Source organism: Nocardioides sp. NPDC057577, assembly GCF_042801335.1.
GTDB lineage: Bacteria > Actinomycetota > Actinomycetes > Propionibacteriales > Nocardioidaceae > Nocardioides.
In genome coordinates this window covers 10621-26782 of the sequence record NZ_JBHVGB010000070.1, presented here as the reverse complement: position 1 = coordinate 26782, position 16162 = coordinate 10621, and the positions used below count along the sequence as shown (strand labels likewise).

Annotated in this window: 15 protein-coding genes and 1 riboswitch; of the genes, 6 read left to right on the top strand and 9 right to left on the bottom strand. The window is 69.6% G+C overall.

Translation table 11 applies throughout. From position 1 onward, the window contains the following. Positions 1–17: 17 nt before the first annotated feature. From rhaS to ACFU7D_RS15495, 4 genes are all read right to left on the bottom strand, one after another. Positions 18–1049 (bottom strand): rhamnose ABC transporter substrate-binding protein, encoded by a 1032-nt coding sequence (rhaS, locus tag ACFU7D_RS15510; protein ID WP_378868459.1) that lies wholly within the window; start codon positions 1047–1049, stop codon positions 18–20. A 5-nt stretch (positions 1050–1054) separates the two neighbouring features. After that, positions 1055–2128 carry an ABC transporter permease gene (locus tag ACFU7D_RS15505; RefSeq protein WP_378732831.1) on the bottom strand — a complete coding sequence of 358 codons (1074 nt, stop codon included), beginning with the start codon at positions 2126–2128 and terminating at the stop codon, positions 1055–1057. A gap of 76 nt (positions 2129–2204) precedes the next feature. Further along, complete coding sequence (locus tag ACFU7D_RS15500) at positions 2205–3248, bottom strand: ABC transporter permease (protein WP_378732829.1); 1044 nt, start codon at positions 3246–3248, stop codon at positions 2205–2207. Further along, positions 3245–4771 carry a sugar ABC transporter ATP-binding protein gene (locus ACFU7D_RS15495; RefSeq protein ID WP_378868456.1) on the bottom strand — a complete coding sequence of 509 codons (1527 nt, stop codon included), beginning with the start codon at positions 4769–4771 and terminating at the stop codon, positions 3245–3247. Before ACFU7D_RS15495 ends, ACFU7D_RS15500 begins: the two co-directional genes overlap by 4 nt. A 178-nt stretch (positions 4772–4949) precedes the next feature. Between ACFU7D_RS15495 and ACFU7D_RS15490 the strand changes: the two genes are divergently transcribed. From ACFU7D_RS15490 to ACFU7D_RS15475, 4 genes are all read left to right on the top strand, one after another. Continuing rightward, the gene (locus ACFU7D_RS15490) at positions 4950–5648 is read left to right on the top strand and encodes an NAD(P)H-dependent oxidoreductase (RefSeq protein WP_378868454.1); all 699 of its coding nucleotides are present in this window, start codon (positions 4950–4952) and stop codon (positions 5646–5648) included. 23 nt (positions 5649–5671) lie between these two features. Continuing rightward, positions 5672–5859, top strand: a riboswitch (cobalamin riboswitch). Between the two features lie 53 nt (positions 5860–5912). After that, entirely contained in the window at positions 5913–6950 is a 1038-nt protein-coding gene (locus ACFU7D_RS15485; RefSeq protein ID WP_378868453.1) for an ABC transporter substrate-binding protein, read from the top strand. After that, the gene (locus ACFU7D_RS15480) at positions 6947–8113 is read left to right on the top strand and encodes a FecCD family ABC transporter permease (protein ID WP_378868451.1); all 1167 of its coding nucleotides are present in this window, start codon (positions 6947–6949) and stop codon (positions 8111–8113) included. Before ACFU7D_RS15485 ends, ACFU7D_RS15480 begins: the two co-directional genes overlap by 4 nt. Then, on the top strand, positions 8110–8871 hold the full coding sequence (locus ACFU7D_RS15475; protein WP_378868448.1) for an ABC transporter ATP-binding protein: 762 nt from the start codon (positions 8110–8112) through the stop codon (positions 8869–8871). The genes ACFU7D_RS15480 and ACFU7D_RS15475 overlap by 4 nt, the downstream gene beginning before the upstream one ends. A 21-nt stretch (positions 8872–8892) precedes the next feature. Here ACFU7D_RS15475 and ACFU7D_RS15470 read toward each other — a convergent pair whose 3' ends face one another. The 3 genes from ACFU7D_RS15470 to ACFU7D_RS15460 all read right to left on the bottom strand — a co-directional run bounded on the left by ACFU7D_RS15470 (position 8893) and on the right by ACFU7D_RS15460 (position 10836). Further along, positions 8893–9312, bottom strand: a complete 420-nt coding sequence (locus ACFU7D_RS15470) for a peptidoglycan-binding domain-containing protein (protein ID WP_378868446.1) — start codon at positions 9310–9312, stop codon at positions 8893–8895. A 14-nt stretch (positions 9313–9326) separates the two neighbouring features. Beyond that, positions 9327–9782 carry a peptidoglycan-binding protein gene (locus ACFU7D_RS15465; RefSeq protein ID WP_378868444.1) on the bottom strand — a complete coding sequence of 152 codons (456 nt, stop codon included), beginning with the start codon at positions 9780–9782 and terminating at the stop codon, positions 9327–9329. A gap of 184 nt (positions 9783–9966) precedes the next feature. Further along, complete coding sequence (locus tag ACFU7D_RS15460) at positions 9967–10836, bottom strand: glycoside hydrolase family 16 protein (protein WP_378730151.1); 870 nt, start codon at positions 10834–10836, stop codon at positions 9967–9969. Between the two features lie 215 nt (positions 10837–11051). Between ACFU7D_RS15460 and ACFU7D_RS15455 the strand changes: the two genes are divergently transcribed. Together ACFU7D_RS15455 and ACFU7D_RS15450 are read left to right on the top strand one after the other, a co-directional pair. Then, positions 11052–11225: a hypothetical protein gene (locus ACFU7D_RS15455; RefSeq protein WP_378868440.1), complete on the top strand. Its 174-nt coding sequence runs from the start codon at positions 11052–11054 to the stop codon at positions 11223–11225. Further along, positions 11222–12757 (top strand): amino acid permease, encoded by a 1536-nt coding sequence (locus tag ACFU7D_RS15450; protein WP_378868437.1) that lies wholly within the window; start codon positions 11222–11224, stop codon positions 12755–12757. The genes ACFU7D_RS15455 and ACFU7D_RS15450 overlap by 4 nt, the downstream gene beginning before the upstream one ends. Positions 12758–12766: 9 nt before the next feature. Here ACFU7D_RS15450 and ACFU7D_RS15445 read toward each other — a convergent pair whose 3' ends face one another. Together ACFU7D_RS15445 and ACFU7D_RS15440 are read right to left on the bottom strand one after the other, a co-directional pair. Continuing rightward, the gene (locus ACFU7D_RS15445) at positions 12767–13909 is read right to left on the bottom strand and encodes a S1C family serine protease (RefSeq protein WP_378868435.1); all 1143 of its coding nucleotides are present in this window, start codon (positions 13907–13909) and stop codon (positions 12767–12769) included. A gap of 208 nt (positions 13910–14117) precedes the next feature. After that, positions 14118–16162, bottom strand: a 2045-nt coding sequence (locus ACFU7D_RS15440) for an Ig-like domain-containing protein (RefSeq protein ID WP_378868433.1), incomplete at its 5' end; no start/stop codon positions are given.

Here is a 16162-nt window from a genome sequence, read left to right as displayed (position 1 = left end):
GGGTCGCAGGCTCGGACTCAGAAGTCGAAGTCGTCGATGTTCGACTCGTCGAAGACGGTGGGCTCGCCGAGGACGATGACGCCGTCGGCACCGACGGTGTACTCGCCCAGGTCACCGGCCTCGAACTTGTCGCCCTCCTTGCCCTCGATGTCACCCGAGGCCAGCGCGTCGGCGGCGTACGCGGAGAGGTAGCCGAGTTGCTCGGGGTCCCACAGCGCGAAGGACTTCACGGTGCCGTCCTTGATGTACTCCCGCATCTGGTTCGGGGTGCCGAGGCCGGTCAGCGCGACCTTGCCCTTGTACTGCGAGTCGGACAGGTAGCGCGCGGCCGCGGCGACGCCGACCGTGGTCGGGCTGATGATGCCCTTGAGGTTCGGGTGGGACTGCAGCAGACCCGCGGTCTTGTCGAAGGACGTCTGGTCGTCGTCGTTGCCGTAGACGGTGTCGACGAGCTTGATGTCGGGGTGGTTGGCAGCCAGCTCCTCCTCCATCAGCTTGATCCACTCGTTCTGGTTGGTGGCGTTGGCCGCCGCGGAGAGGATCGCGATCTCGCCCTTGTCGCCGATCTGCTCGGCGATCAGGTCGACCTGGCTCTTGGCGATGCCGGCGGCGTCGGCCTGGCTGACGAACACGTCGCGGAACTGCGGCTCGGTGTCGGAGTCCATCGTGACGACCTTGGTGCCGGCCTTGCGGGCCTCGTCGAGGGCGTCACCGATGGCGGTCGGGTCGTTGGCCGAGACCACGAGCGCGCCGGCGCGCTGCTGGGTCGCGGTGTTGATGAAGCTGACCTGGGAGTCGGGGGTCGACTCGGTCGGGCCGACCTGCTTCCACGTGGTCCCGATCTCCTCGGCGGCCTTCTGGCCGCCGGTGTCGGAGGCATCGAAGTAGGGGTTGCCGAGGTTCTTCGGGATGAAGGTGATGCTGCTGGTGTCGCCGCCACCCTCTCCATCGCTACCGCTGTCGCTACCGCCGCCACAGGCGGACAGGGCGAGGCCGAGGGCCGCAACGATGGCGACGGCACTGCCTGCGCGTCGGAACTTGCTGGTCATGTCTCTCACTCCGATTTCTTTGAGTTCTTAGAGGATGGTTCGTCCGAGCTGTGTTGCCGGCGATAGGTGCCGACGATGCGGCCGGTCCAGCCGAGAACGCTGGCCGCGATGACTGCTGCGATGAGAAGTACGCCGGTGATGATCTGGATGAGGTTGGCACTGGTCCCGTCGAGGCGGAGCGCGCTGCCGATCGTCCCGATCAGGACGACGCCGGCGATGACGCCGGGGATCGCACCCCGGCCACCGAAGATGGAGACCCCGCCGAGCAGCACCGCCGCGATGACCTGGAGCTCCATACCGGTGGCGTTGTCGCCCCGCGCGCTGCCGTAGCGCAGCGTGAAGTAGATGCCCGCCAACCCCGAGACCAGCCCGCTGAGCGTGAACAGGATCAGCTTCGTACGGTCGACGTTGACGCCGGAGAAGCGGGCCGCGTCCTTGCTGAGACCGGCCGCGAAGATGCCGCGCCCGAAGGGGGTGAAGTGCAGGACCACGGCGAAGATCAGGATCAGGACGACCAGCGGGATCGTCATCAGCGGGATCTGGGAGTCGCCGATCCGGGCCTGGACGAGGTCTTGCCAGGAGTCGGGCCAGTCGGTGATCGCGGTGGTGCCGAGCGCTCCGACCGCGATGCCACGGAATAGCGCCATGGTGCCGATGGTGACGGCGAGCGACGGCAGCCCGTAGCGGGTGACGAGCACGCCGTTGAGCGCTCCCGCGACCGCACAGGCGAGCAGGGCGAGCACCATCGCGGCGACCATCGGCAGGCCCTCGCGGTGCAGCACCCCGAACAGGACGCTGGAGAGTCCGACGACGCTGGCCACCGACAGGTCGATCTCGCCGGTGATGATGATCAGCGTCATCGGCAGCGCGATGAGCAGGATCGGCGCGATGTCGAGGACCAGGAAGTAGACCGTGATCGGGTCGGAGAAGTTGAGGATCGCGATCGAGGCGTACGTCCACACGACGACGAGCAGGGCGATGATCGCCGTGTCCCTGGTCATCAGGGTGCGCTGCCACCACGGCTTGGCGTGGGCGGCGTACGTCCTCGTCGGCGCCTTCTCAGAGGCAAGGAGGCTCATGCCGCCACCTCCGTCGAGGGGAACGAAGCGTACGGACGTGGCGGCCTGAGGCTTGTTGCCGTTCGCTGGCGCTCACTCATGATTCTTCCCTCTCTGCGAGGAGCTTGTCGTGCTGACGGCGCGCGAAGTAGCGGTCCAGGACGATCGCGCCGATGATCAGCGCGCCGACGACGGCCTGCTGCCAGAAGTCGGGGATGCCCAGGACCGGGAGCGCCCGGTTGATGGTGGTGAGGAGGTACGCCCCCAGCGCTGCCCCGAGGACGGTGCCGCTGCCACCGAAGATGGCCACACCGCCGACGACCGCGGCGCCGACCGCCTCGAGCTCGATGCCCTGGCCGACGCCGGAGCTGATGGTGCCGTAGCGGGAGACGTACAGGATCCCGGCGAGGCCGGCGAGCGCACCCGAGGTGGCGAACGCCTGCAGGACCCGGCGCTTGTCGCGCAGCCCGTAGAGGGTGGCGGCGTCGGGGTCGGAGCCGATCGCGTAGAACTCGCGGCCGGCGCGCGTGGAGCGCATCAGGTAGATCACGACGGCCAGCAGCGCGAACGAGATCCAGGCGAGGTTGGGGATGAACAGGAACGACCCGGTGCCGAAGTCGAGCAGCCCGGGCGGGATGTCGGAGGCGTTGATCCGGTCGCTGCCGGCCCACTCGAGCATGATCCCGCGGTAGACGTAGAGCGTGCCGAGGGTGATGACCAGCGCCGGTACCTTGGCGAAGGCGACCAGCGCCCCGTTGACCAGGCCGAGCACGGCGCCCGCGGCGACGGCGATCAGGACGACCACGATCACCGGGAGCCCGGTGTCGAGGAAGAGCCGGCCGGCGAGGTAGGCGGTGAGGCCCAGCGTCGAGCCGACGCTGAGGTCGACGTTGCGGGTGATGATCACCATCGCCTGGCCGATCGCCAGGCAGACGAGGATCGCGGGAGTCAGGGTGAGGTCGCGCCAGCCGTCCGTGCTGAACAGGAAGTTGGGGTTGACCGCAGTGGTCACCACGAGCAGGAGGATGAAGGCGATGGCGATGCCGGTCTCGCGCTGCTTGAGAAGCCAGGTCAGCCGGTTGGCTGCTCGGTGGCGTGGCTGCGGCGCGGCCGGAGCGGGCGCGTCGAGCGTGGTGGTCATGATGCCTCGCTGATGTTCAGGGTGGTGGAGTGGTGGGCCGTCGCCGCGCGCATGACGGCCTCGGGGGTCGCCTCCTCACGGCTCAGCTCGGCCGTCTGGTGGCCTTCGCTGAGGACGATCACCCGGTCGGCCATGCCGAGCACCTCGGGGAGCTCGGAGGAGATCATCAGGATCCCGAGACCCTCCTGGGCCAGGGACGAGAGCAGCCGGTGGACCTCGGACTTGGTGCCGACGTCGATGCCCCGAGTGGGCTCGTCGATGATCAGCACCTTCGGCCGGGTCGAGAGCCACTTGGCCAGGACGACCTTCTGCTGGTTGCCGCCCGAGAGGGTGCCGGCCAGGGTGTCGAGCGTCGCGGCCTTGACCTCGAGCCGGGCGGCCCAGTCGGCGGCCGAGCGGTTCTCGATACCGCTGCTGATCAGCCCGGTGCGAGCGAGCCGGCCACTCATCGGCAGCGTGATGTTGCGCGAGATCGGTGCGTCCAGGACGAGACCGTGCTGGCGACGGTCCTCGGGGACGAACGCCAGACCCATCTCGATCGCCCGCCTCGGGTCACCCGGCGGGACCGGGCGTCCGTCGAGGACGACCTCGCCGCTCTCGTAGGGGTCGACGCCGAAGATCGCCTGAGCGACCTCGCTGCGCCCGGCACCGACGAGGCCCGCCAGGCCGACGATCTCACCTTCGCGGACGGTCAGGCTGATGTCCTGGAACAGTCCCGTGCGGGTGAGGCCCGTGACCTCGAGCAGTGGCTTGCCGACCGTGGCCTCGAGCTTGGGGTAGAGGTCGGAGACCTCGCGTCCGACGAGCCGCTGGACGATCTCGTCCTCGGTGACCTCGGAGATGGGGTCGGTGGAGATGTAGGCGCCGTCGCGCATCACGGTGATCGTGTCGCAGAGCGCGAACACCTCGTCGAAGCGGTGCGAGATGAAGACGACGGCGCAGCCCTGGTCGCGCAGCGTGCGCGCCACGGTCATCAGCCGGTCGACCTCGTTGCCCGAGAGGGCAGCGGTCGGCTCGTCCATGATCAAGACCTTGGCGTCGAGCGAGAGCGCCTTGGCGATCTCGATCAGCTGCTGGTCGGCGATGGAGAGGCCTTCGGTCGGCCGGTCGGGCTCGATCGGGACGCCGAGCCGGGCGAAGAGCTCGACGACCTCGGTGCGCATCGCGGCGCGGTCGATCTTGCCCCAGCGGTTGGTCGGCTGGCGCCCCATGAAGATGTTCTCGGTGACGGAGAGGTCGGGGAAGAGGGTCGGCTCCTGGTAGATGACCGCGACCCCGGCCTGCTTGGCGTCGGCGGTGTTGCGGAAGTCGACCTGCTCCCCGGCGAGCAGGTAGTCGCCCGCGTCACGGCGGTAGAGCCCGGCGACGATCTTGACCAGGGTCGACTTCCCGGCTCCGTTCTCCCCCACGAGCGCGTGGATGGATCCGGCCTCGACCCGGAGGCTTCCGGACCGGAGGGCGCGTACGGGGCCGAACGACTTGGCCACGTCCCGCAGCTCCAGTGCGGCGGGTGTGTCCGGCATGGGCAGCTCCTCGAATTGAAAGGTTTCAAGCCTGGTTTACGCTAGTGATGGCAATCACATACGTCAACACTCTGAGGCCGCTAATTTGAGCGAGATCCGGACTTTGTCATCAGACCGTGTCGGCGCCGGCCTGTCTCCAGGCGGGAATCCCACCGCGTCAGACGGCGTTCAGAGCCCTATGCACGCACTCTGGGTATGGGCACATCCGCACGCGGCATCACTCAACGGACGGCTGCGCGAGGTCGGCATGAACGCCCTCGGCACAGCCGGCTGGAGCGTCGACGAGATCGACCTCTATCGAGAAGGTTTCAATCCACTTCTGGTGGAGCGCGGCGAGGCTGATGTACGCCACCACCAGGACCGGCTACGGGAGGCCGATCTGCTGGTCGTGCAGTTCCCGCTGTGGTGGTATTCGGTGCCCGCCATCCTCAAGGGCTGGATCGACCGCGTCTTCGAGTCGGGGTTCGCCTTCGACGTACCGGATCCGGAGACCGGCAAGCCGCTCAAGTACGGCAAGGGCGGCCTGGTCGGCAAGCGCGCGCTGACCGTCGTCACCGCCGGCGACCGGGCCGCGACCCTCGGTCCGCGTGGGATCAGCGGCGACATCGAGGACGTCCTGTGGCCACTGCTGCACGGCACGTTCTGGTACACCGGGATGGACCCGCTGCGACCGCACCTGATCACCGACGCCGACACCATGAACCCGCAGGTCATGGCCCGGATCGAGGCCGACCTGACCGTACGTCTCGAGGGCGTGATGACGGAGCCGCGGATCGACTACCGGCCCATGGCCGAAGAGCACTACGACCACACGATCAGGCTCCACGACTCGGTCGCACCCGGGGAGGACGGGCTGAGCGCCCATCGCGAGGGCTGAGGCCACGCGCGGGCGGAGCCGCCTGCTACGGTCTTCTGGCCAGCCGCTCGGGACGTAGTCCCGGCACGGGAACCCGGTGAGAGTCCGGGACTGACGCGCAGCGGTGTGGGTGACGGACGGGACACTGTGCCACTGGGCCCTCGGGCCTGGGAAGGCGTCTCGCGCCGGTCGATCCCGAGTCCGAAGACCTGCTGGCCCTGCAGCACACCGCTGCCGGTCAGCACGGGCGACGCGCACCAGCCCGCGACCCGCTCGAGGACCGACGTGCATCCCTCCCGCACCATCCGAACTCTCACCGCGAGCACCGTTCTGGTGCTCGGCTCCACGCTGGCCGGCTGCGCCGCCGACCAGCCCTCCGGCACACAGCAGGCGGCCGCCGGCACCGCCGGCTTCCCGATCACCCTGACCAACTGCGGCCGCGAGATTACGCTCGAGGCACCGCCGGAGCGCGTCGTCTCGCTCAACCAGGGCTCCACGGAGATCCTGCTCTCGCTCGGCCTGGCCGACCGGGTCGTCGGCTCCGCGACCTGGACCGACCCGGTGCTCGACTGGCTGGCCGCGGCCAACGAGGACGTGCCCCGGCTGGCCGAGAACGCGCCCTCCTACGAGCGCGTCCTGGAGACCGAGCCGGACTTCGTCACAGCCTCCTTCGCCAGCACTCTGGGCGAGGGCGGGGTGACCACACCCGAGAACCTGGAGAAGCTCGGCGTGGGCTCCTACCTCTCCCCCGCCGAGTGCCTCAAGGACAACGAGGGCGACGACGACGGCACCCGCCACGACGCCCTCGAGATCGAGACCATCTTCGGCGAGATCACCGACCTGGCGCGGATCTTCGGCGTCCCCGAACGGGGCGAGGAACTCGTCGCCGACCTGTCGGAGCGGCTGGAGAAGGCCCGGGCCGAGGCCCCTGCCGGCGAGGTGAGCGCGATGTACTGGTTCGCCAACTCGGAGTCGCCCTACCTGGCCGGCTGCTGCGGCGGCCCCGGGATCATCGGCCGCACCCTCGGCGTGGAGAACGTCTTCGACGACACCACCGACGAATGGCCGCAGATCAACTGGGAGACCGTCGCCGAGCGCAACCCCGACGTCATCGTCCTCGGCGACCTGACCCGCAAGAGCCAGACCGCCGAGACCGCCCGCGCGAAGATCGACTACCTGAAGACCAACCCGGTCACGTCGCAGATGGAGGCGGTGAAGAACGACCGCTTCGTGACTCTCTCCGGCGCCGAGCTCAACCCGTCGATCCGCACCGTCTACGCCGTCGAGAACGTCGCCGAGCAGCTCGCCGACCTCGGCCTATGAGACTGCGTACGCCGGGCTCCGATCAGCCGAAGCGTCACCCCGGTCGGCCGACTTGGCACGGCGATGACGTCTCGGCCGACGTACGTGACATCTCGACCGACGCACGTGACATCTCGACCGACGCGGGCGACGCCTCGGCCGACGGACGTGACGCCTCGGCGATCGGGATCACCGGCGTCCTGCTGGTCGCGCCCTTGGTGGTGCTGGCCTCGGTCGCGGGGGCGATCACCGTCGGGCCCTCCGACCTGAGCGTCGCCGACGTCTACGGCGTCGTGGCTAACCGGGTCGGCCTCGGCTCTTCCGACCTCACCCTGCTCCAGCAGAGCATCGTGTGGGACCTGCGGCTGCCACGTACGCTGCTGGCGGGGATCTGTGGAGCGGGACTGGCGATCTGCGGGGTGATCCTGCAGTCGCTGCTGCGCAACCCGCTCGCCGACCCGTTCGTGCTCGGCATCTCCTCAGGAGCCTCGACCGGCGCGGTCTCGATCGTCGTGCTGGGCGTCGGATCGGGCGCGATCGGGCTCTCCACCGGGGCGTTCGCGGGAGCGCTCGTGTCGTTCGCGCTCGTGCTGCTGCTGGCCTCGCTCGCCGGCGGCACCACCGACCGGCTCGTCCTGGCCGGCATCGCCGCCACCCAGCTCTTCTCGGCGCTCACCTCGTTCATCGTGTTCACCGCGGCCGACGCCGAGCAGACACGCGGGGTGCTGTTCTGGCTGCTCGGGTCGCTCTCCTCGGCGAGCTGGACCGACGTCCTGGTCTGCGGGGTGATCGTGCTCGGCGGACTGCTCTGCTGCGTCGCGGGCGCCGGCTGGCTGGACGCGTTCGCCTTCGGCAACGACGCGGCGGCCTCCCTCGGAGTCGACGTCGGCCGGATCCGGGCGGTGCTCCTGGTGCTGACGGCGCTGATGACGGCCGTCATCGTGTCCACCTCCGGCGCGATCGGCTTCGTCGGGCTGGTGCTGCCGCACCTGGCACGCGCACTGGTCGGCCCCGGACACCGGCTGCTGCTCCCGGCGACCGCGCTGCTCGGCGCGATCTTCCTGATCTGGGTCGACACCGCGGCCCGGACCGTGATCGACCCCGAGGAGCTCCCGGTCGGGGTGGCGACCGCGCTCGTCGGGGTGCCCGCCTTCGCCCTGGTGCTGATGAGAGCCCGCCGGTGACGGCGCTCGAGGCAGGGCGGGTCCGATGGGCTCCCCGTGGGCGCCTCGTCGTCGACGACGTCTCCCTCCAGGTCGAGGACGGCGTCACCGTCGGGCTGCTCGGGCCCAACGGTTCCGGGAAGTCCTCGCTGATCCGCATCCTGGCGGGGCTGCGGCCCGCGGACTCCGGGGACGTGCTGCTCGACGGCAGCCCGCTCGCCGGCATGTCCCGGCGCCGGCTGGCGCGACGGCTCGCGGTCGTCGAGCAGGAGCCGGCGACCAGCCAGGACCTACGGGTACGCGACGTCGTCGCGCTCGGCCGGATCCCGCACCGCCCGGCCTGGGCGCCCGACAGCGCCCACGACCGCGCCGTCATCGTGGAGGCGGCCACCCACGCCGGCATCGCCGACCGCCTCGACCAGCGCTTCTCGACCCTGTCGGGCGGCGAGCGGCAGCGTACGCAGATCGCTCGGGCGCTCGCCCAAGAGCCCGAGATCCTGCTCCTGGACGAGCCGACGAACCACCTCGACGTACGCCACCAGCTGGCCCTGCTCGCGCTGGTCCGCCGGATGCCCACGACCTGCCTGGTCGCACTGCATGACCTCAACCTCGCCGCCACCTACTGCGACCAGGTCTTCGTGCTCTCCCAGGGCCGCGTCGTCGCCGGCGGGGCGCCCGCGCAGGTGCTCACCGAGGCCCTCATCGCCGAGGTCTACGGAGTCCGCGCCCGGGTGCATCACGACGAGGGCGTCGTCATCCGTTTCCTCGGCCCGGCGTGATGATCAGCCGGTCGAAGCGACTCAGTAAGGAATCCGAGCACAGCCGTAATCGAACGGGTACCGCATCTTACGATCGCTGGCCGGGCCGAACACCCCGTCCACGTCGCTTCCGGTGAAGCCGAAGCGGTTGCTCTGCAACCACTTGACGGCGCTCACCGTGCCTGGGCCGTAGGCGCCGTCGAATCCACCGCTGTTGATGACGTACCGCGCCGCCGCCGTACTGCTGTAGCACAGCACTATGGCCTTCTGAAGCGCTTCAACCGCGCTCTTCGCCCCCGCTCCTGGCCCCATGTAGCACGGCATCGGCTTGGGCAGGGCAGCACCCTCGATCGTCTCGGATCCCGTGCATGGGCCGTACGCCTGGGCGGGCTGGGCTCCAACAGTCACGAGTCCGCCGGGTAGCAGAACTGCCAGCAGAGCAGCCGCCATCATCCTGCGCATACCGTTTTCCCGCATCAGACCCAGACCCACTGGAAGCTCGCGGCCGCGCGCGTCTCACAGCCGCGGTACCTTATGTCGTCGTTCCATGGCCAGGTCATGGCCTTGCTGGTGTTCGGGCCGAACAGGCCGTCCTGCTCGAGCCCGTGACGACCCTGGGCCACCTTCACCGCGGCCTTGGTCGCGTCGCCGTAGATCCCGTCGACGTCAAGGTTGCGCCCGTAGCACTGGTTCAGCGCCCGCTGCAGGGTCTTGACGGCGTTGCCCGTGTGGCCCGGGTTCAGGAAGCACAACGGCGTGTTCCCGTTGTTCGAGTCCTTCACCATCGCCATCCGGTAGTCATAGTTGTGATAGACCCACCCACTCGCACTGCCGTTGCACACGCCCGCAGCCGAAGCCGGGGGCGAGCTGACGACGACGCTCGCACCGACAACCGCCAGCCCGGCGAGCGCGAAAGTGAGCTTTCTGTTCAATGATCTGAGCAACATTCCTCCTGTGATCAAGATCGGACGGCTCAGGCTGACAGGACCGGGTGAGCTCTCAGACCCGTACCGAACCCGTAGTGCTCGGGCGCCGGCCGAGACAGAAACGACGGGACGTTCTTGTCGGTCTACCCGCGGGTAACCGACCGGAACGTCCCGTCGTATCCAGGGGGACCTAGAGCTGAGAGTCGTAGACGCGTACGTAGTCCACGACCATGCTCTGCGGGAACTGGGTCGTGCCGTCGGGGTTGCCGGGCCAGTTGCCGCCGACCGCGACGTTGAGGATGAAGAAGAACGGCTGGTCGAAGACCCAGGGGTTGGCGCCGGTGTTGGCCGTGGTGAAGGTCTGGTAGGCGACCCCGTCGACGGACCAGGTGATCGAGCCGGGCTGCCAGTCGACCGCGAAGGTGTGGAAGGTGTCGGCGAAGGACCAGCCCTGCGGGTGCATGTACTGACCGGTGATGCCGTTGCCGCCGGAGTAGCCCGGGCCGTGCAGGGTGCCGTGGACCAGGTGGGGCTCGTAGCCGACGTTCTCCATGATGTCGATCTCGCCGGAGGCGGGCCAGCCGACGTTGTCGAACTGGCCGCCCAGCATCCAGAACGCCGGCCAGATCCCCTGGCCGCGCGGGATCTGGATACGCGCCTCCAGGCGACCGAACTTCGGCTGGACCTTGCCCTTGGTGGTGAGCCGGGCCGAGGTGTAGCCGCTCCCGCTCTGCCGGGCGGTGATGACCAGGTTGCCGTTGCCGTCGAGCGCTGAGTTGTCGCGGGAGCTCGTGTAGGTCTGCAGCTCGTTGTTGCCCCAGCCCCCGCCTCCGGTCTCGAAGTTCCAGTTGGCGCCGTTCGGGGCACTGCCGGCGGGCCCGTCGAACTCGTCCGACCAGGTCAGCGCGGCCGCCTCGACCTCTCCGGTGCGGGTCGCCGAGCCGCCGGCGTCGGGGCTGGGCACGGCGGCCGGCGCGGCCAGCGGTGCGACCAGGACGAGAGCCAGAGCGGCGGTCGCCGTGAGTGTGGTGCGGATGGTGCGGATCCTCGAGCTACGCATCGAAACGCTCCTTCATGGGGGTTAACTGTAAGGCGACCTTACTGTTATTTGCCGTGCGACGGAACGGAAACGCCGGGCGACGTCCGGTCACCGCGAGAACACGCTCGATGCGCTCTAATTGATCCCCGGAGCGGGGCCATCGGGGGCCCTGCCCTGCAGGTGAGGTGATCGCATTGGCACGGGATCCATACAGGCCACGGACGCCGATCATCGGCATGACGATGGTGTTCCTCGCGTTGGCGATCGTCGGGGTGACGGCGTACCTGCATCTCGGCTGGTGGTCGCTGATCGGCTACGCCGTGGCGGCGGCCGTCGCCGTGGTCGGCGGGTGGCTGCTGTTCAAGGACGTGCCCGAGCCACCGCACTCCGGACCGGGAGCGAGCCGATGACCGACACCGACGACCAGACCAGCGGCCAGACCAGCGGCCAGATCAGCGGACTGACCGACGAGGACGAGGGCTACCACAAGAGCCTCAGCCCGCGGCAGCTGCAGATGATCGCGATCGGCGGCGCCATCGGCACCGGGCTGTTCCTGGGTGCGGGCGGCCGCCTCCGCGAGGCCGGGCCGGGCCTGTTCCTCGTCTACGCCTTCTGCGGGGTGTTCGTCTTCCTGATCCTGCGGGCGCTCGGCGAGCTCGTGCTGCACCGACCGTCATCGGGGTCGTTCGTCTCCTACGCCCGGGAGTTCCTCGGCGAGCCGGCCGCGTTCGCCGCCGGCTGGATGTACTTCCTGAACTGGGCGATGACCTCCATCGTCGACGTCACCGCGATCGCGACGTACATGCACTTCTGGGGCACCTTCGAGGTCGTCCCGCAGTGGGTGATCGCGCTGATCGCGCTCGCGGTCGTGCTCTCGATGAACCTGATCTCGGTCAAGCTCTTCGGCGAGCTGGAGTTCTGGGCGGCGCTCATCAAGGTGGTCGCGCTGCTGGGCTTCCTCGTGCTCGGGACGATCGTGCTCGCCGGAGGCAAGGAGCTCAACGGCCAGGAGACCGGGATCGGGATGGTGATCGACAACGGCGGGCTCTTCCCGGTCGGCGTGCTCCCGCTCGTCATCGTCATCTCCGGCGTCGTCTTCGCGTACGCAGCGGTCGAGCTCGTCGGCACCGCCGCCGGCGAGACCGCCGAGCCGGCGAAGATCATGCCCCGGGCGATCAACTCCGTCATCGCCCGCATCGCGGTGTTCTACGTGGGCTCGCTGGTGCTACTCGCGCTGCTGCTGCCCTACACGTCCTACCGGGCGGACGAGAGCCCGTTCGTGACGTTCTTCGACCAGCTCGGGATCGCGAACTCCGGCACCATCATGAACCTCGTGGTGCTGACCGCGGCGCTCTCCTCCCTCAACGCCGGCCTCTACTCGACCGGACGCATCCTGCGGTCCATGGCGATGAGCGGGAGCGCCCCGACCTTCACCGGTCGAATGTCGAGGAACGGCGTTCCGTACGGCGGGATCCTGCTCACCGGCTGCATCACGCTCCTCGGCGTCGGCCTCAACGCGATCGTGCCGGGCCAGGCGTTCGAGATCGTGCTGAACATGTCGGCGCTCGGCATCATCGCGTCCTGGGCGACCATCGTGATCTGTCAGATCCAGCTCTACCGGCGCTGGAAGAAGGGCTTGATGTACCGGCCCGACTTCCGGCTGTGGGGATCCCCGTGGACCGGCTACGCCACCCTCGTGTTCCTCGCGACCGTGCTGGTCCTGATGGGCTTCGACTATCCGATCGGCACCTGGACGGTCGCGACCCTGGTCGTCATCATCCCGGCGCTGATGATCGGCTGGCGGCTCGTCCGCGACCGCGTCCAGCAGATCGCCGTCGAACGCGAGGGCTACACCGGTGCGATCCCGATCAGGGCGGAGCGTCCGATCTCCGACGAGGCGACAGGCGGCGGCCCCCGCGACGACGAGGGACCGCGCAGCTGATCCTCGCGGTCAGGCGACCGGCCCCTCGCCGAGCGTCACGGTGGTGGTGTGGGCCTCGCCGGCGGCATCGGTCCAGCTGAGCGAGATCTCCTCGCCGGGCTCGTGGCTGCCCAGGACCGAGGTGATGTCCTCGATGCTAGCCACGGCGGTCCCTCCGACGGAGGTGATCGTGCTGCCCGCGGTGACCCCGGCCGCCTCGGCGGCGCCGTCCTCGACGACACCGACGACCAGCGTCGACCTGGTCGTGTCGACCTGCACCCCGAGCGCGGCCGCCGAGCCGCCGATCTCGACGTCGCCGGACTCCTCCCCCGCCAGGATCTGGGCGGCGATGTCGAGCACGGTGTCGATCGGGATGGCGTAGCCCGAGATCTCGGCCGATCCCGAGGTCGCGGCGACGTTCATCCCGATGACCTCGCCGTCCTCGTCGAGCAGCGCACCGCCGGAGTCGCCCGAGACGACATCGGCGTCGGTCTGGATAAGGTCGCTGAGGTCGGAGGCGGTGCCGTCCTCGTTGTTGACGGTGATCGCGGTGCTCGGGTCGGTGACCGTGCCGTCTGCGGCCGAGAGCGAGCCCTGGCCCTCGGCGTTGCCGACAGCGGTGACCTCCTCGCCCTGGGTCGCCGCGTCCCGGTCGGTCGCGACCGTCGAGAGGCCCGAGGCGTCCTCGAGCTGCAGCACCGCGACGTCACGGACGTCGTCGTAGCCGAGGACCGTCGCGGCGTACGTCTCCCCGGTGCTCGGGTCGGTCACGGTGATCGACGTGGCGCCCTCGACGACGTGGTGGTTGGTCACCACGATCCCGTCGCCGGTGATCGTGAGTCCGGTGCCCGCCCCCTGCGCGGAGCCGTAGCCGACCGCGGTGTTGATCAGCACCACGCCGGTCGACTCCGCGTCGGTCGCCGGCTCGGAGTCGACGGTCGCGGTCGAGGTGCCGAGGCTCTGCCGGTAGGGGTCGACGATCCCGCCGCCATAGGCTCCGCCGTAGCTCTCGGCGGAACCGCCGTAGCCGTACCCGGGACCGGACTCGGCTGCGTACGTCCTGGTGGCGCCGACCGCGGCCACCGCGAGGGCCGGGGTGGCGATCGGGATCGCGACGAGCGGGATCGCCGCAGCGGCGAGCAGTGAACGGCGGATACGGCGGGAGCGGGACATCGGGTCCTCCTTGAGGCGGTTGATGCCTCAAGATTCCGCCCAGGTGCTGTGGACTTCCTGTGAGGAAGGCACGGACTGGCTGGGAAAAGTCAGTAGGAGCCTCAGCGCCCGGATCCGCGTCCGTGACCGTGTCGACGGCGCGGCGGCACAGTTCTGCGTCGTCTGGTCTCCTCCAAGTCGCCCCACGGCTCACGCCGGGACCGACGTGTCAGCCCTGGCGGCGGAACCTCCCCGCCACCATCAGCCCGCCGACGATCACCAGGCCGAGACCGAGCCCGAGGAGCGCGGCGAGGAAGGTCGGCGATCCGGTGTTGGGCAGGACGCCGCCGTCGTCGCCGTCGTTCCCCATGGAGGAACCGGGGCCGTCGGTGCCGGCGCCGGCACAGGCGACCTCGATGTCGACCGCGTCGGAGGCCGGCGAGGTGACCGTCCGTCCCGCTGCCCCGGCGATCCCTCGGGCCGCGCCGCCCGCGGGGACCGAGACGGCCTGGGTCGCGGTCAAGGTGTGCTCGCCGCAGGCGAGCGCGGGCAGTGTCGTGGACCAGGTGCCGTCCTCGCCGACGGGAACCGTGTCGACGTCCTCGCCGTCGACCTGGACGGTCACGGTCGCACCGGGCTGGCCGGTGCCGGAGACCGCCGGGGTGTCGTCCACGTTGTCGCCGTCCTGGGGCGAGGTGATCACCGGTGCCGGCGGCGTGACGGTGAAGTCGACCGTGGTCGCCGGGCTGGCGTTACCCGCCGGATCGGTCTGGACGGCCTCGACCGTGTGGTCGCCGACCGCGAGCGGGTCGGTGACCTCGAGGGACCAGGTGCCGTCGGGCTGGACGACCGCGGTGCCGATCTCCCGACCGTCGATCTCTACGGTCACGGTCGCGCCCGGCTCGCCGGTGCCCTCGATCGTCGGGGTCGTGTCACCGGTGGAGTCGCCGTCGGTCGGCGAGGTGATCTCGGGCGCCTCGGGAGCGGTGGTGTCCACGGTGATGATCACTGCGTTCGACTCGCCCGAGGTGTTGCCCAGCGGGTCGGTCGCGGTCGCGGTGATCGTGTGGTCACCGTCCTCGAGGGGCTCGGTCGGCGTGAAGGTCCAGGTGCCGTCCGGGTTCACCGTCGTCTCCCCGACCGGGTCGCCGTCGATGATGACGGTGATGGTGTCACCGGGGTTCCCGGTGCCCTCGATGGCAGGGGTGTCGTCGTTGGTGCTGTCACCCGACTCGGGCGAGGTGATCACCGGCGCGTCCGAGGAGGCGTCGACGGTGAAGCTCACCGGCTCCGAGACCTCGGAGGTGTTGCCGGCCTCGTCGGTCTGGGTCGCGGTCACCGTGTGCTCGCCGTCGGCGAGCGGCTCGGTCGGCGTGAACGTCCAGGTGCCGTCCGGGTTCACGGTGGTCTCGCCGACGACGTCGCCGTCGATGGTGACCTCGACCGTGGCGCCCGGCTCACCGGTGCCGGTGATCGGCGGTGTCGTGTCGCTGACCGTGCTGCCGTCGGCCGGGCCGGTGATCACCGGTGCCTCCGGGGCGGTCTGGTCCACGGTGAACGTGACCGGGGAGGACGGGTCCGAGACGTTGCCGGAGTCGTCGGTCGCCGTGGCGGTCGCGGTGTGCGGCCCCTCGTCGAGCGGGTCGGTGAGGATCAGGCTCCAGTTGCCGTCGCCGTCGACGGGAGCGGTGCCGACGACGGTGCCGTCGATCGTCACCTCGACCGTGCTGTTCGGCTCCGCCGTACCGCTGACGGTCGGCGTCGGGTCGGCGGTCGAGGAACCGTCGGCCGGCGAGGTGATCACCGGTGCCTCCGGGGCGGCCGCGTCGACCGTGAAGGTCACCGGGGCCGAGGGCTCGGAGACGTTGCCGGCCTCGTCGGTCTGCGTCGCCGTCACGGTGTGCTCACCATCGGCCAGCGGCTCGGTCAGCGGAAGCTCCCAGATGCCGTCAGGGTTGACCGTGGCCTCACCCACGACCTCGCCGTCGATCGTCACCTCGACCGTCGCGCCCGGCTCACCGGTGCCAGTGACGGTCGGGGTGTTGTCCGAGGTCGTGGAGCCGTCGGCGGGTGAGGTGATCACCGGAGCGTCCGGTGCCGTGGTGTCGACCGTGAAGACGACCGGGGCCGAGGGTTCGGAGACGTTGCCGGCCTCGTCGGTCTGCGTCGCCGTCACGGAGTGCTCACCATCGGCCAGCGGCTCGGTCAGCGGAAGCTCCCAGATGCCGTCAGGGTTGACCGTGGCCTCACCCACGACCTCGCCGTCGATCGTCA

What these genes read in the sequence shown, in the direction of transcription:
- ACFU7D_RS15480 (WP_378868451.1), top strand. Translation starts at nt 6,947, where the DNA reads ATGAGACTGCGTACGCCGGGCTCCGATCAGCCGAAGCGTCACCCCGGT.
- ACFU7D_RS15500 (WP_378732829.1), bottom strand. Translation starts at nt 3,248, where the DNA reads ATGACCACCACGCTCGACGCGCCCGCTCCGGCCGCGCCGCAGCCACGC.
- ACFU7D_RS15460 (WP_378730151.1), bottom strand. Translation starts at nt 10,836, where the DNA reads ATGCGTAGCTCGAGGATCCGCACCATCCGCACCACACTCACGGCGACC.
- ACFU7D_RS15450 (WP_378868437.1), top strand. Translation starts at nt 11,222, where the DNA reads ATGACCGACACCGACGACCAGACCAGCGGCCAGACCAGCGGCCAGATC.
- ACFU7D_RS15495 (WP_378868456.1), bottom strand. Translation starts at nt 4,771, where the DNA reads ATGCCGGACACACCCGCCGCACTGGAGCTGCGGGACGTGGCCAAGTCG.
- rhaS (WP_378868459.1), bottom strand. Translation starts at nt 1,049, where the DNA reads ATGACCAGCAAGTTCCGACGCGCAGGCAGTGCCGTCGCCATCGTTGCG.
- ACFU7D_RS15445 (WP_378868435.1), bottom strand. Translation starts at nt 13,909, where the DNA reads ATGTCCCGCTCCCGCCGTATCCGCCGTTCACTGCTCGCCGCTGCGGCG.
- ACFU7D_RS15490 (WP_378868454.1), top strand. Translation starts at nt 4,950, where the DNA reads ATGCACGCACTCTGGGTATGGGCACATCCGCACGCGGCATCACTCAAC.
- ACFU7D_RS15455 (WP_378868440.1), top strand. Translation starts at nt 11,052, where the DNA reads ATGACGATGGTGTTCCTCGCGTTGGCGATCGTCGGGGTGACGGCGTAC.
- ACFU7D_RS15470 (WP_378868446.1), bottom strand. Translation starts at nt 9,312, where the DNA reads ATGCGCAGGATGATGGCGGCTGCTCTGCTGGCAGTTCTGCTACCCGGC.
- ACFU7D_RS15505 (WP_378732831.1), bottom strand. Translation starts at nt 2,128, where the DNA reads ATGAGCCTCCTTGCCTCTGAGAAGGCGCCGACGAGGACGTACGCCGCC.